The sequence below is a fragment of the Psychrobacillus sp. 05T411 genome, from assembly GCF_056396485.1.
In genome coordinates this window covers 64,509-79,745 of sequence record NZ_JBFTLO010000012.1, presented here as the reverse complement: position 1 = coordinate 79,745, position 15,237 = coordinate 64,509, and the positions used below count along the sequence as shown (strand labels likewise).

Below are 15,237 nucleotides of genomic sequence, written 5' to 3'. Positions count from 1 at the left end.
ATCCTCCTCACTTGCACATATTATCCTATTATTGTAACAAACGAGGAGCCTTTTGCGTATAGGATTTTCGTATAATCTTATTTTTTTAAATCATGTATTAAATAACCGATTCCCATTTGTAATTGCTTATCATTTTCCTTCTTTTCCTTATATGCTGCTATTGTATCCGCTAAAGATTGAAATAAAGCAGCGTTCATTTCATTCCCCTCACCTAAGCTTCTCTCCTGTCGATACTTTTCGATTGCATCTCCTGTATCTTCATCGAAATAGCCATCTTCTCGACCGATATTATAGCCAAGTGCGCTTAATACTTGTTGGACATATTTTATCTCTTCCCCGTAATCACCACTTCGGAATTCTCCGCTCAAATATTTTTGATCCATTGCAAACAATTCTTCTTGCTCTACTTTTAAATCCGCTTCTATTCCTTTATGATGAATCCATTCTTGTTTAGGAGTCAACCATTTATGCGTGGAAATTTTCAGCTTCCCACCGTTTGATAATGGATGTGTTTCTTGCACGGTTCCTTTACCGAAGCTTTTTTCCCCTACAATTAACGCTCGATTATTATCTCTTAGTGCACCGGCTAATACTTCACTCGCAGAAGCACTTCCCCCGTTCTGCAATAAAACAGTAGGTACTTTGTTCAAATAAGGGGCTTCTTTACTTTCAGTGTTTAGCATTTCTAAAACACCTTTTGCATTTTGCATATAGGCAAAAGTCGTTCCATTTTTCATCAATGTACCAATGACAGATGAAACACTAAATAAGTAACCACCAGGGTTTCCACGCACATCAATGACTAATCCGTCAATGCCACGCTCCACTAATGATTTTGTTTGCTTTTCCCATTCTTCCCCTGTTTTTTCCCCAAATAATGAAATAGTCACAATCCCAATGGAATGATTATCCACTTCATATACTTCACTGGAAACCGTATGCATAGCGATTGTATCCCGTTTCATATGTAACTCTACATGACGATTTTCACTTGCGCGATAGATCGTCATTTTCAACGATGTGCCTTTTTCTCCACTTAATAATTGGACGAGCTCTGCCATGGTTTTACCATCTATTCTTTCTTCATTTACCCTGACAATTTCATCTTGAGATTTTAAACCTGCCTTATAGGCTGGCGAGTCTTTGAGAGGAGCAACGACGATGAATTTACCCGCTGATTGCATAATTTCTACACCGATTCCAACCCGTTCCTCTGCAAGCGATGCTTCTTGATTTGCTGCTTCTTCCTTTGTCAAATACGTGCTATGCGGATCTTCTAATGCCTCAGTCATTCCCCGAATGGCACCTTCAACTAGCAACTTTTCATTTTTTGAAAACACCGCCTCTTTTTTGATCAACTGAAATGCTTCGTCAATTACTTGACTATTACTAACCCCTGTTACTTCCGACTTAGTAGATTTTCCAAACCAAAAATACACGGCCCCTAGTAAAATAATAAATAACAAGACATATAAAAAAATCCGACTTTTGCGCAAGTTCAACCTCCTACTTTTCCACTAATATATGTGTGGAAAGCGAAGTTTAATACTTGCCCAAAAATCGGTATTTATTTTAAATTACTTATATAGTCTATTAGCATCTGCTCATCCATGGGTCCCACTATTTTGTTTTGAATCGTCCCGGTTGTATCCAGCATATAAGTGGTTGGAATCGTAATCGCTTGATATGTTTTTCCAACATCCCCTTCTTCATCTAAGGGAATAGGGAAACTAAGTCCATAATCTTCTTTAAAAAGCTCTACTTTATCGATGCCAACATCTGAACTTGTTAAGTTAACAGCTAAAATTTCTACATTTTCTTGTTCTGCCATATCTTCATAATAGTTTTGCATATGGGGCATTTCGGCTTTACAGGGTGGACACCAAGTTGCCCAAAAATTTAACACTACTTTTTTTCCTTGATAATCCGAAAGTGATACTTCTTTTCCATCAAGCGTTGTAAGTGTAAAATTCGGAGCACGATCCCCTTGACCAATCCCTTCGTTTGCAGGGTTTGCTGCCATGTCAGTTCCCATTTGTTCTCCGGTAAACGCTTCCGCATCGTCTATATTATTTTTTACAAAGGATATAGTTGCAATAGCGACTAAGCAACCTACGATTAATAAGCCTATTAATTTTTTCTTCACAGCTTACCTCCATTAATGCATTTTCAGTACGTCCTCGCCCTTATTATAAACCGAATATGCACTTGTATACCAATGTATTGTTTATGACAAAAGAAAAGACGCCGTCCAAAGATTGGATGACGTCTTAGTTTGAAATTATAAAGAAATATATCTTAATGGATTAACGGAGTTTGCCGCCATGCCGCTCCAAGTGCCAACATGGATTTCAAAGTGTAAATGCGGTCCGGTAGAATTACCTGTATTACCAATTGCACCAATAGTTTGTCCTTTTGATACAGCTTGTCCAACACTTACTTTAATACTACTTAAATGTGCATATAAAGAAGTGAATGTTTGACCATCAATAGAGTGTGTCACCATAATCACATTTCCATATGTACTAAGTGGAGAAGCATAAGAAACGACACCATCAGCTGCTGAAACTACGGGAGTTCCAATCGAATTTGCAAAATCTACTCCGTAGTGCATTTTCCCTTTTCCATAAATCGGGTGCATACGATATCCATAACCGGAAGTAAAACGTCCTGACGCTGGTTTTGTCCAATCACCTGAAGACACTGCTGGAATTTCGGTAGATGAACCACTTGCTGCTTGCTGACGTTTTCTTTCCTCTGCTTGTTTACGTTTTTTCTCTTCTGCTAGTTTTCGAGCAATTTCTGCTTGGCGTTTTTGTTCTGCCACAATTTTATTTGTTACTTCTTCGCTTAAATTTAATACTTCCTCGTACTCGGATTCCATTACTTCTTTATCCGCTTGTAATTTTTGTTGCTCTACTTCTAATTGATCTACTAAAGTTCCTTTAGATGCTTTTTGTTTATCTAATGAAGCTTTTAACGATAGTAGCTCATTTTTGCTTGCTTCTTGTTGTTGTAATTTTTCTTCTAAGCTTGCCTTTTGCTCTTCTAGTTGTTTTTTATCATCTGCTTGTTCTTTCAAAATCGTGCGATCGGCTTCCATTAACGTATTGACTGCGGAAAATCGGTCGATAAAATCGATAAAACTATTTGCACCTAGTAAAACGTCTAAATAACTAACGGATCCTCCGCTAACTTGCACTGCGCGGATTCTTTCTTTTAATAGCTCATCACGTTCTTCAATTTTGCGCTCTAATTCTGCAATAGAAGCATGTAGAGCTTCAATTTCCGTCGTTGTTAACTCTATTTCTTTTAACACTTTTGAGATTTTATCTTCTGTCGTAATAATTTCTGTGTCTAATGCTTGAATTTGAGCCATAATCTGTTCGATTTTAGTCTCATTTTCGTTCATCTTACCTTCTGTTTCTTTAATATTGGAGTTAATCGAATTTTTCTTTTGTTCCAGTTCTTGTTGTTGACTTTTTAAATCGTTCAATGTGTTAGCAAGGGCACTTGGTCCTGTGAATAAAAGTGCGCAAGTAGTAGCTACCGCAAATACACGTAGCACCCATTTAGACTGTTTTCTCAAAACTTCTTGCTCCTTTCAAATTACGTTCATAGTTCTCTTTTATACACGTAAAAACTTTCTTACCGACATGAAACTTCCCCAGACACCAATCAGGACGCCCATCAATAAAATCAACGCATTCACTTGATAGATGAATGGTGAAAAGTCGAGCAGTTCGAATAAGTTTCCTTGCGCAAGTTTCGGCGCTAGTACTTTATGAATATTGTAGTAGAGTGTTGTTACGAGCGTGATTGGAATAATCGCACCTAGAATTCCTAGCCACATTCCTTCTAATATGAAAGGAATACGTATAAACCAGTTTGTCGCTCCAACAAGTTTCATAATTTCAATATCTCTTCTTCTTGCAACAATGGTAATGCGAATCGTGTTTGATATTAAGAACATCGCTGTGAACAATAACCCTAATATGAGTACTAACCCTACATTTCTACTAGTATTCAAGAAAGAAAATAGTCTTTCAATTTTTCCTTCTCCATACTTCACTTCGAACGTGTTATCTAGACGATCGATTCTTTTAGCTACCTGTTCTGTTTCTTGCGGATTTGCTGCTTTTGCATAAAATACATTATGTAAAGGGTTTTGCTGTTCAAATAAACGCAAATCTTCCCCGAAATCCAGCATTAATTTGTTTAGTTCATCTTCTTTTGGCGAATATTGTACTTCTGCTACACCTGATGTATTTTTAAGCTCTTCTTCTAGTGTTGTAATAGCAGTTTCATCCGCTGTCAATTCGACAATTACTTTAATTTCTACATCTCTTTCAAGATCATCTGCAATTTTGTTTAAATTCATCATAATCATGACAAACACGCCGACCAATAATAGCGTAACAGTTACTGCACTTACGGAAGCAAAGGTCATCCAACCATTTCGACTGATACTTTTTAGGCTGTCTCTAAAATGCCTACCTGCTGTTCTAGTTTTCATAACCGTATTCTCCTTTATCTTCGTCTCGAGTGATTAATCCACCCTCAACAACGATCACACGGTGTCTTATGGTATTTACAATTTCTCTATTATGTGTTGCCATTATTATTGTAGTTCCTCGAGTATTAATCTCTTCGAATATATTCATAATCTCCCATGATGTGTCTGGATCTAAGTTTCCAGTTGGCTCATCCGCAATGACAAGCTTCGGTGTGTTGACAATGGATCTTGCAATCGAAACACGTTGTTGTTCCCCACCTGAAAGCTCCGTCGGGAACATTCTTGCTTTATGTTTAAGTCCTACTAGTTCCAAAACTTCCATCACTTTTTTGCGTATGACAGTTGGTGTTTCTTCAATAACTTCTAATGCAAATGCGACATTCTCATATACACTTAGACGTGGCAGTAATTTAAAGTCTTGAAAGACTACGCCTATTTGTCTTCTCAAATAAGGAACTTTACTGTTTTTTAATGTCGATAAATTAGTTCCATTGATGAATATATCTCCTGATGTTGGTCGTTCTTCCCGATACATCATTTTGATGAATGTCGATTTTCCTGCACCACTTGGACCGACTACGTAAACGAATTCACCTTGCTTAATTTCTATATCAATTCCATTAGCGGCAACAATCCCGTTTGGATACTTTTTATAGACATTTTTCATTTCAATCATTTATAAACCACCTAATTTGTTTCGTTTAATTAAAAATGCGACATGCCTATTATAACATTAGACGCTACTTTATTTGTTACAATTACATTTCATTTCATGGGAAATATTAGGGATAAATTCGATAATTCGATTTGTTTTTCGGTTTTTATAGGTAAAATTACCTCCTTACGAATGTCCTATCGCTGTTCATTTCTACATCATTCGGTCGAAATCCTTCTTTTCTTTTAACATTTTCTTTTTTTCAGTAAAATGCTGTAGAAATCTAATTGATTATTTTCGGGAGGAGATGAACTGTTTGGGGATAATGTGTTTTAGTGTGTTGAAAGAAGGGACCGCTGGGATTTTCGGTACATGCAGCAAAAATCAATGGAAATTGCACAATTATCAGTGTCGGCTTGCTAAAAAGACAAAATTATATCCAGTTTTCCAACGGAGGAAATCCAATAAATGGAATAGAGCAACCAAACGATCATTGAAAGCAACTAATTCTTAAAACAGCTCTTTACTTGGAGTGAGATGACTATGATTTCGAGAATAATATGTGCCGAACTCGCCAGGCTAGGATCTGCTAGCCGGGTTTGTCGTGTTCAGCTGCCTTATTGTCGTGTTCGCAGTGTATATTGTCTCGTTCAACCATTTATTGTTAATTTGGGTCACTGATAAGTTAGTATTTTCCATTTATTTTCGCTGCCGGCATCGACTCCTACCGATGCCAACAGGATCTTGGTCATGAAGGCGTTGCCACATGATGTGGCGCTCTTAGCCTTTGTTCCTTTATGGGCAAATGAGAGATCGCAGGCGTACACCTAAGGGTAGCGGGGAGGGTTCAGCGGTCACTGCGACGCATCATCCCTATATTGTGTTTAATAAACATCGAGCATAAGGATGTTTGCAGAAATATATCCTTGCACACAAAAAAATCAGTTGTCCAATTGGAGCAACTGATTTTTCTTAGATTTTATTTTTTAGCAGCTAACCATGCAGCTACTGCTTGAGCTTCTTCGCCAGTTACAAGTCCAGCTGGCATAGCACCTCTACCATTTTCAATAACATTTAAAATTTCATCTTCAGATAAACGAGATCCAACATCATTAAGAGCTGGGAAGTTTCCTTGCCCTTCTAAGTTACCACCGTGACAGCTAATACATTTCGAGTTAACGATTTTCTCTGCATCTACTGTAGCAGTTTCAGTAGTTGTACCTGTGTCAGTTGTAGTGTCAGTATCATTTGCTTTATCATTGCCACCGCCACAAGCAGCTAACATTAATCCAGCACCAAATATTACGGCTAATAGTTTTTTGTTCATCACTATAACCTCCCTCAACTAAATTTTACTTACATTCTTTATTATACCAAATTTAATACCTTTTGAAACCTTCGCCAAGCACTTCATAGGCATCAGAAACTATCACAAAAGCTGCCGGATCGATCGTCTTAATGATATGTTTCAGTTTTGTGAACTCCGTCTGATATGCCACAACCATTAAAATAGGTCTTTCTTTATTTGTGTATCCGCCAAAAGCAGGAAGCTTTGTCACCCCACGATCTATCTCTTTATAGATAGCATCTCTTATTTCATCTTGTTTATTCGTAATAATATAAATCATTTTCGATTGGCTAAAACCTAGTTGCACAATGTCGATCGTTTTCGTCGTCACAAATAAGCCAATTAATGCATAAAGTGCCTTTTCAATATCAAAAACGACCGCAGCGCTAATAACAATTAAACCATCCAACAGCAATACGCTTTTTCCAAGGGAAAATCCAGTATATTTCGTAATGATTTGTGCCGCTAAATCCGTTCCTCCTGTTGACCCACCACCGCGAAAAGCAATTCCTAATCCAAGGCCAACCATCATTCCTCCAAATATGGAGCCCAATAACGGATTAGTTGTCCAAGGTTCGACGTCGGCTGTTAGTAAAACAACGGCTGGTAAAACTAAGGTTCCAAGTAAGGACTTCGCACCAAATTTTGCACCTAAAAAGATTAGACCGGAGATAAATAAGGGGATATTAAATGCATACTGCACAATTCCCGGTTTCCATCCAAAAATATGCTCTAAAATAATACTTATCCCACTTACTCCACCAGAAGCAATTTGGTTTGGCAATAAAAAAACATTAAAACCAATCGCAATAATGGCAGCACCAATAATTACGAACAAATAATCTTTCGTATGCTCCACAATTGGAGGTAGTTCTTTATGTAGTCTGTGATTAGTTTCCATCGAATATCCTCTTTCATAGTCATTGATTGCACTAGTATAACAACAGAAACAATATTTGTGAACTTCAACAAAGCACCGTTTTAACTAGTTAAAGTATTAGAGCAATGTTACAGATATGTTACTGGTGCCTGGCACCAGTAACATATCTGTAACACGTAAAGTAAGCGTATAAAAAAACCTAATGTTATATAACATAACATTAGGCTTTTTTTATCTATTAATTTATGCGTGAACGTAAGAATGCGTGGATGAACTGATCTAATTCACCATCAACAACTGCATGGACATTACCGCTCTCTTCGTTTGTACGGTGATCTTTTACCATCGAGTATGGGTGGAACACATAAGATCGGATTTGACTTCCCCATCCGATTTCTTTTTGTTCCCCACGGATTGCGGCAAGTTGTGCTTCTTGTTCTTCGATTTTCAATTGATACAATTTGGATTTCAATAACTTCATCGCATGCTCACGGTTTTTAATCTGTGAACGTTCGGTTTGGCAAGTAACAATCGTATTCGTCGGTACATGCGTAATACGGACCGCTGAATCGGTTGTATTAATATGCTGACCACCGGCACCTGTTGCACGGTATGTGTCAATTTTCAAATCTTCAGTGCGAATTTCAATTTCAATCTCATCAGTGAATTCCGGCATAACATCACAAGAAACGAATGATGTATGGCGGCGACCAGATGAATCGAAAGGCGAAATACGAACAAGGCGATGTACACCTTTTTCTGCTTTTAAATAGCCATATGCATTATGCCCTTTTATAAGCAATGTGACCGATTTAATACCTGCCTCATCTCCAGGTAAATAATCGAGCGTTTCTACTTTAAACCCATGTTTATCAGCCCAGCGCTGATACATACGAAGTAAAATGGAACCCCAGTCTTGTGACTCGGTACCACCAGCACCAGGATGCAATTCTAAAATCGCATTATGCTTGTCGTATTCTTCGCTTAGCAATAATTGTAATTCGAAATCACCTAGTGCACTTGTGAACTCTTTTAATTCTGAACCAAGTTCTTCTTGTAGTTCCTCGTCCGGTTCTTCTTTAATAAGTTCAAGTGTCATCTCTAAGTTTTCTTGCGTAGATACTAGATCATTGTATTGCTCCACAATTGCTTTTAGTGCATTCATTTCATTAATTACTTTTTGAGCAGCTTGAGCATCATCCCAAAAGTCAGGAAATGTCATCATCTCTTCTAATTCTTGTATACGAACCTCTTTGTTTTCTAAGTCAAAGAGACCCCCTAAAGTCTTTTAGTTTCCCTGCTGTTCGATCCAATTCATTACGTACTACTGCTATTTCTACCATATTGTTATTCCTCCGACTTTCTCGATTACTGCCCAGTCCCGTGACAGTTTTTAAATTTCTTTCCACTTCCACATGGGCATAAGTCATTTCGTCCAACTTCTGCTTCTTTGCGAACTGGTTTTTTCTTAACGGATCCACCTTCTTCTTTTGGATTCACCGCTTGCCCTTTCGCTACTTCTTCACGTTCTAAATTATTTCTAATTTCTGCTTTCATTGCATATTTGGCAACGTCTTCTTGGATGGCATCAACCATTGCTTCAAACATCGCGAACCCTTCGCTTTGGTACTCACGAAGTGGATCTGTTTGCCCGTATGCACGTAGATGAATACCTTGACGTAGCTGATCCATTGCATCGATATGGTCAATCCATTTAGAGTCAATCGAACGAAGTAATACGACTTTCTCAAATTCACGCATGCGCTCCGGAGTCATTTCTTCCTCTTTGGCATCATAGAAGCGGATTACTTCGGCTTTTAACTTTTCAATAACTTCTTCGGAAGACAGGTTTTCCAAGTCTTGAATTGTAATAATACCTTCTGGCAATAAATTCGCTTGTACGTAGTCTACTATTCCTTTTAAACTCCACTCAGCCTTATTGTCCGAAGCAGTGTTTGAGCCTACTAAACGTTCGATTGCACCGAAAATCATTGATTCTACAAGTGCACGCATATTTTCCGTTTCCAATACTTCATTACGTTCTTTATAAATAATTTCACGTTGCTGACGTAAAACATCATCATATTGTAACAAGCGTTTACGTGAGTCGAAGTTATTACCTTCAACACGTTTTTGTGCAGATTCTACAGCACGAGAAACCATTTTCGACTGGATTGGCTGCGAATCATCCATGCCTAGTTTGGACATCATATTACGCATATTGTCCGAACCAAAACGACGCATTAATTCATCTTCCATCGAAAGATAGAATTGTGTCACCCCAGGATCTCCTTGACGACCAGCACGTCCACGTAACTGATTGTCAATTCGGCGTGATTCATGGCGCTCTGTACCAATTACAGCTAAACCGCCCGCTTCTAAAACGCCGTCGCCCAATTTAATATCCGTACCACGTCCAGCCATATTTGTCGCAATAGTAACAGAACCTATATGTCCCGCCGTTGCAATAATTTCCGCCTCATGCTCATGGTTTTTCGCATTTAATACATTATGCTTAATGCCATGTTTTGTTAACAATTTGGAAATAATTTCAGACGTCTCAATGGCAACCGTACCGATTAAAACTGGTTGCCCATTTTGATTGCGCTCTGCGATATCCGCAGCAACTGCTTCAAATTTTCCGTTCATGGACGCGTAAATTAAATCTGCGCGGTCATCCCTTGCAATCGTACGGTTTGTAGGAATCGCAATAACATTCATATTATAAATATTACGGAACTCTTCTTCCTCTGTTTTAGCCGTACCAGTCATACCAGATAATTTATCATACATACGGAAAAAGTTTTGGAAGGTAATCGTTGCCATTGTCATCGATTCATTTTGAATTTCTAATCCTTCTTTTGCCTCAATCGCTTGGTGCAAACCATCGCTATAACGACGACCTTTCATCAAACGACCTGTGAACGAGTCAACAATCACCACTTCGCCGTCCTGTACAACGTAGTCCACATCTAAATGCATGGAAGCATGTGCTTTCAACGATTGATTGATCGCATGATTTAAACGAACATGTGTCAAATCAAACAAGTTATCAATATTAAACGCTTTTTCCACTTTTTCTACGCCGGTATCAGTTAATGTAACGCCTTTTGTAGATTCTTCATAGGTATAATCCGTTTCGATGATCAGTGTACGGACGAAGGCATTTGCTTGCTTGTACAATAATGCTGCTTTATTTGCTTGCCCCGAAATAATTAATGGCGTTCTTGCTTCATCAATTAAAATCGAATCGACTTCATCAATTACAGCATAATGAAGTGGACGTTGTACTTTATCTTCTTTGTACAACACCATATTATCGCGCAAGTAATCGAAACCAAGCTCATTATTTGTCGAATACGTGATATCCGCCGCATATGCTTCTCGTTTTTCTTCTTTTGACAATGAATTTAAATTTAAGCCTACTGATAATCCTAAGAAATTATACAGTTGTCCCATTTCTTCAGCATCACGGCTAGATAAATATTCATTGACCGTTACAACATGTGCCCCAAGTGCTGGAATCGCATTTAAATATACAGACATGGTAGAAGTAAGGGTTTTCCCTTCCCCCGTTTTCATCTCCGCGATATTTCCTTCATGAAGTGCAGCTGCCCCCATAATTTGAACACGGAAAGGGTACATGCCGAGTACACGCTTCGCCGCTTCACGCACTACCGCAAATGCTTCTGGTAGCAGTTTGTCTAATGTTTCTCCTTCTGCATAACGAGCACGGAACTCTTCTGTTTTTGCAGTTAGCTGATCATCCGTTTGTGCTTCCATTTCGTTAGCCAATGCTTCTACTTGATCTGCAATTTTTTCTAATCGTTTAATCTCACGTTTATTTAAATCGAATACTTTATTTAATACACCAAGCATCTATTTTCACTTCCCATTTAGTCTTACTCCCCATTTTACCATTCGATAGAAAGTCACGCAAATAAGCAAATTTACAATTGGACAATAGTGAGTTAAATGAGATGGAAAAACGCTTAAACTTTTGCTTATTGTTTTATATGTTTTTTCGACTGAGTGAATACAGAAAATGGCTTAGGGCAACCAATTGACCATGGGAAGCAACCAGTTCTACTTGGAAAGCAACCAATTTCGCATGAGAGCAACCAAATTGCTGGTGGAAGCAACCAATTCTTAAAATAACTCTTTACCTGGAATGCGAAGCCAGTGATTGGGATGCATCATTTATAAACGTTGCGAATATGTACTTCAACGTTGCGTATTAATTTTATTTTTTGCCAACCAGCAAAAAACTCCCCTTAAGTTTAAGGGGAGTTGGTTTAGTTAGTTTGTTTCGATTAGGCCGTATTTACCGTCTTTTCGTTTGTAGACGATGTTTGTGCCATCCGATTCGGCATCGGTGAAGATGAAGAAATTATGCCCAAGCATATTCATTTGTAAAACTGCTTCTTCTTGATCCATTGGTTTAAGATCGAATTGTTTTGTACGAACGATATTGTATGCTTCYTCGTCCGGTTGCACTACAGGGGCATCTGGTGCGTCTACTGTAGCAAAAAAAGTAGCGACCCCTTCTCGTTCACGGAATTTGCGATTTACTTTTGTTTTATATTTACGTATTTGTCTTTCCAGCTTGTCTACGATGAGATCTACAGCAGCATACATATCGGAATGGCGTTCTTCTGCTCGTAGTGTTAAATTTTTCATAGGAATCGTTACTTCTACTTTCGTTTGCTTGTCGTTGTACACTTTTAAATTGACGTTAGCTGTTGCCTGGATTTCTTCGTTGAAGTAACGGTCTACTTTCTCAATTTTCCCTTCAACATGTTCACGAATTGCAGGAGTTACCTCAATATTTTCTCCACGAATGTTAAAGTTTAGCATGAAAATTCCTCCTTTAATTTAACTCTATATATATGATTCAACATCGCACCCGAAATATCCTTCTTACTTTTAAGAAATTATTTATTTTTTGTCGAATGATGTAATAATCTTTACTTTTCCAGGTTCATCGATTTTCTACGAAGACTTTTTAATTCACTAATAATTATTTGCTCCGTATTAATATCAACTGGGAAGTTAATACCGTATTCATATCCACTCATTTTTTTGTGTGACCAGACAAACTCGCCTACTAAATCGATGGGTAATTCGTTTATTGTAAAATGGAGTTCTACATGTAGTTGTTTATCGATTGCGATGGAAAACTCTGTAAAAATTTTCAAGCCATGTGGGCTTATATCAATAATTTCGCAACTACCTTTTTTCGATATTTCTTGTCCTGTAAATCCTGCTGCATCTTTGATTAATCGAAAAGTTGCTTTACATGGTTCAGTAAAGGTATAGCGGAAGGATTCATTTCTTTTATAGTGCATTGTTTATCTCCCCTTTACTTTGAGTCGTTTTTTCTCCATTATGACTCCCAATATCATTTTTTTCAAACTATTTTTGTATAAAAAGAAAGCCCTACCGTAAATTATACGATAGAGCCTTCTTGTATATGTTTATTTATTTATAGCTACTGTTATATCTGTCACTCGTTTAGCTCCAACATAGCGTTTTCCCCAATAATGTGGATCGTTTAATTTATCAATTTTCACGCCCTTGGAAGTCGATGAATGGATAAACTTACCGTCGCCTATGTATATACCAACATGTGAAACGCCTTTACCTGATGTATTGAAGAAAACCAAATCTCCTGATAATAAATCAGCCTTTTCTACTTTTGAACCGGATGCATGCATACCTGATGAACTTCGAGGTAGACTGATACCTAAATCTTCATATACATATCCTACGAAACCTGAACAATCAAATCCTGCTTTTGTAGTACCACCGCTGCGATATCTAGTCCCTATTAAGTTTTTAGCAGTTGCTACTAATTCTTTCGAGTCTACTGAACTTGCTGCTTCAGTATTTCCTGCGAATGGTGCTGTAACTAAAAGTATAGATAATATGAATATTGCAATGACTTTTTGCGACATAGATTTGAAATTCATTGTGTTCCTCCGAGTGGCTGAAGTTTTCAGAAAAATTTTTCTAAATTCATCTTACCACGCTTTAGAACCTTCAAATTTTACATTTGTGTAACAATTATATTACAAAGGCGTCTAATATAAGACTATCACAAAGAAAAAGCCCAAAAAGTCTCGTAAAATGACTTTTTGGGCTAAGATTATATAACGAAACGTGCGGTTGATGCTTCTAGTATCGTTGCTTGATCACTAATTTCATTGATCAACGCTGATAGTGACTCTATTGTTTGGACATTTGAAACTAGTAATTCTACCGTTTGTTCCATTTGGGTTGTGTTTGCTTCGATAGATTCGCTTAATTCAAAAATTAGTTTTTCAGACATATTCTTTTCCTGTTCGATTGTCCTAATAGAATCGGTCATATGATCATTTTGATCTTTGGACTCCCGAATAAAGGACACAATTGTATCAAATTTTTCATGCAATAACTGGAACGATCTTGCATTATTTTTGGACGTTGAAAGCCCTTCTGCAAAAACCATTTCCATTTCGTGTCCTTGATGTGAAATAGACGTGGATATGCTATTAATCGTATTCGCTGTTACTGATACTTCATCTGCCAGTTTTTTTACTTCTTCAGCAACGACCGCGAATCCTTTTCCATGCACACCAGATCTTGCGGCTTCGATCCCTGCATTTAAGGCAAGTAGATTTGTTTGTTTAGAAATAGATTGTACAATAGATGTCATCCTTGCGATTTCTTCTGTTCGCTCTTGTAATAATTTTCTTTCTTTATCTGCCGCTTTGAATAAAGAACGTAAATGTGCGGCTTCCGCTGCTGCTTTTTTCATGGCATCCGCACTTGCATCTGCAACTTCCACTGCAACTGAAGCGTGATTATTTAAAGTAACCGCTTTTTCTGATACACTCTCAAAAGTTCGTGAAAATTCTTCTAAAAATGCCCGGATTCCTATAGACGCTTCTTTTTGCTCCATCATACTTACACTAGTTTCATTGATTGCTATTTGTACAGTATTGGAACTTTCCACCGTTTGGGCCGAATACGTTTTTAATGTAGTACTGTCGATACTTAACTTTTCTGCTGTTAGTTTAATCATTTCTACCATGTCAGTTAGATTACTTTTCATTTCATTCATCGCCATTGATACTTCGCCGATTTCATCTTTTGTCGAAATATGTATTGGTTTCACAAGTAGATTCCCTTTAGAAATTTCTTTTGCCGATGATGCTACATTTGTTAGTTGACTTTTTATTTGTCTGTTCGTTAGTAACAATAAAATGATTGAAAGTATACCGGCTATTAAGAAAGAAGCAACGACTATGACAATCGTATTTTGCTGGCTTGCATTCATTTCATCTATTATTAATTGTCGATTATTTGACTCTTGCTCTCTTGTCGCATCGAGCATTTCAATTAATATAGTATACTTTTCATTAATCGATTGAAGCTGGCGACGTTTTGCAACATTTTCTTTATTGACAACTGATTTTTTCAAATTGTTTTCATAAGTCGTTTGAATACTTTCTAGAGTTTGTGTAAAATTTTCCCAATCTATGTGAGCCATTCGCTTACTGGCTGTGGGTACTAGCTGGGCCAAATTGGTTTTCTTCGTTTCGTAATCTTTGTCGAATTCTTCTAAAGGATCACCCGCAAAAAGGGAAATCGCTATGTATAAACTAGCTACCTCAGCCCTCATAATGTCTGCTTTCTCGACATTTTCTGATGACACTTCTAATTTATCGGACAGTTTTTGATTGTGAATCACTTGAATAATTAATAACACTGTCATGATGCCAAATAAGAGAAAAGAACTAAAAATTGCGATTAAATACTTCGTTCTCAGTGGAATGCTAGACCATTTTTTCATA

Annotated in this window: 13 protein-coding genes; all 13 read right to left on the bottom strand. The window is 37.5% G+C overall.

The annotated features are described in order from the left end of the window. Nucleotides 1–77: 77 nt before the first annotated feature. The 13 genes from AC1DFT_RS11895 to AC1DFT_RS11835 all read right to left on the bottom strand — a co-directional run bounded on the left by AC1DFT_RS11895 (nucleotide 78) and on the right by AC1DFT_RS11835 (nucleotide 15,236). A complete protein-coding gene (locus AC1DFT_RS11895; RefSeq protein ID WP_478158964.1) occupies nucleotides 78–1,496 on the bottom strand; it encodes a S41 family peptidase in 1,419 nt (472 codons plus the stop codon). Nucleotides 1,497–1,567: 71 nt separating this feature from the next. Then, nucleotides 1,568–2,146: a redoxin domain-containing protein gene (locus tag AC1DFT_RS11890; RefSeq protein WP_478158963.1), complete on the bottom strand. Its 579-nt coding sequence runs from the start codon at nucleotides 2,144–2,146 to the stop codon at nucleotides 1,568–1,570. Nucleotides 2,147–2,281: 135 nt separating this feature from the next. Then, on the bottom strand, nucleotides 2,282–3,589 hold the full coding sequence (locus tag AC1DFT_RS11885; RefSeq protein ID WP_478158962.1) for a murein hydrolase activator EnvC family protein: 1,308 nt from the start codon (nucleotides 3,587–3,589) through the stop codon (nucleotides 2,282–2,284). 39 nt (nucleotides 3,590–3,628) lie between these two features. Beyond that, nucleotides 3,629–4,516 (bottom strand): permease-like cell division protein FtsX, encoded by an 888-nt coding sequence (ftsX, locus tag AC1DFT_RS11880; protein ID WP_478158961.1) that lies wholly within the window; start codon nucleotides 4,514–4,516, stop codon nucleotides 3,629–3,631. After that, entirely contained in the window at nucleotides 4,506–5,192 is a 687-nt protein-coding gene (ftsE, locus tag AC1DFT_RS11875; RefSeq protein ID WP_478158960.1) for a cell division ATP-binding protein FtsE, read from the bottom strand. Before ftsE ends, ftsX begins: the two co-directional genes overlap by 11 nt. Nucleotides 5,193–6,150: 958 nt before the next feature. Further along, nucleotides 6,151–6,498 carry a cytochrome c551 gene (cccB, locus tag AC1DFT_RS11870; protein WP_478158959.1) on the bottom strand — a complete coding sequence of 116 codons (348 nt, stop codon included), beginning with the start codon at nucleotides 6,496–6,498 and terminating at the stop codon, nucleotides 6,151–6,153. A 52-nt stretch (nucleotides 6,499–6,550) separates the two neighbouring features. After that, nucleotides 6,551–7,420, bottom strand: a complete 870-nt coding sequence (locus AC1DFT_RS11865) for a YitT family protein (protein WP_478158958.1) — start codon at nucleotides 7,418–7,420, stop codon at nucleotides 6,551–6,553. 217 nt (nucleotides 7,421–7,637) lie between these two features. Then, nucleotides 7,638–8,742 (bottom strand): peptide chain release factor 2 gene (gene prfB / locus AC1DFT_RS11860; protein ID WP_478158957.1). Its coding sequence is split into 2 segments (ribosomal slippage): nucleotides 7,638–8,666 and nucleotides 8,668–8,742, totalling 1,104 coding nucleotides; the frame shifts between segments, so codons are not numbered across the junction. Between the two features lie 25 nt (nucleotides 8,743–8,767). Then, nucleotides 8,768–11,278 (bottom strand): preprotein translocase subunit SecA, encoded by a 2,511-nt coding sequence (gene secA / locus AC1DFT_RS11855; protein WP_478158956.1) that lies wholly within the window; start codon nucleotides 11,276–11,278, stop codon nucleotides 8,768–8,770. Nucleotides 11,279–11,698: 420 nt separating this feature from the next. Continuing rightward, entirely contained in the window at nucleotides 11,699–12,256 is a 558-nt protein-coding gene (gene hpf, locus AC1DFT_RS11850) for a ribosome hibernation-promoting factor, HPF/YfiA family (protein WP_478158955.1), read from the bottom strand. A 110-nt stretch (nucleotides 12,257–12,366) separates the two neighbouring features. After that, nucleotides 12,367–12,747 (bottom strand): PilZ domain-containing protein, encoded by a 381-nt coding sequence (locus AC1DFT_RS11845; RefSeq protein ID WP_478158954.1) that lies wholly within the window; start codon nucleotides 12,745–12,747, stop codon nucleotides 12,367–12,369. Nucleotides 12,748–12,876: 129 nt separating this feature from the next. Further along, complete coding sequence (locus AC1DFT_RS11840) at nucleotides 12,877–13,371, bottom strand: C40 family peptidase (protein ID WP_478158953.1); 495 nt, start codon at nucleotides 13,369–13,371, stop codon at nucleotides 12,877–12,879. Nucleotides 13,372–13,547: 176 nt separating this feature from the next. Next, nucleotides 13,548–15,236, bottom strand: coding sequence for a methyl-accepting chemotaxis protein (locus tag AC1DFT_RS11835; RefSeq protein WP_478158952.1), 1,689 nt, complete (start codon nucleotides 15,234–15,236; stop codon nucleotides 13,548–13,550). Between the last annotated feature and the right edge of the window lies 1 nt (nucleotide 15,237).

Excerpts from the sequence above, each read along its gene's own strand:
- ftsX (WP_478158961.1), bottom strand. The coding sequence starts at position 4,516 with ATGAAAACTAGAACAGCAGGTAGGCATTTTAGAGACAGCCTAAAAAGT.
- ftsE (WP_478158960.1), bottom strand. The coding sequence starts at position 5,192 with ATGATTGAAATGAAAAATGTCTATAAAAAGTATCCAAACGGGATTGTT.
- cccB (WP_478158959.1), bottom strand. The coding sequence starts at position 6,498 with ATGAACAAAAAACTATTAGCCGTAATATTTGGTGCTGGATTAATGTTA.
- AC1DFT_RS11865 (WP_478158958.1), bottom strand. The coding sequence starts at position 7,420 with ATGGAAACTAATCACAGACTACATAAAGAACTACCTCCAATTGTGGAG.
- secA (WP_478158956.1), bottom strand. The coding sequence starts at position 11,278 with ATGCTTGGTGTATTAAATAAAGTATTCGATTTAAATAAACGTGAGATT.
- AC1DFT_RS11845 (WP_478158954.1), bottom strand. The coding sequence starts at position 12,747 with ATGCACTATAAAAGAAATGAATCCTTCCGCTATACCTTTACTGAACCA.
- AC1DFT_RS11840 (WP_478158953.1), bottom strand. The coding sequence starts at position 13,371 with ATGAATTTCAAATCTATGTCGCAAAAAGTCATTGCAATATTCATATTA.
- AC1DFT_RS11835 (WP_478158952.1), bottom strand. The coding sequence starts at position 15,236 with ATGAAAAAATGGTCTAGCATTCCACTGAGAACGAAGTATTTAATCGCA.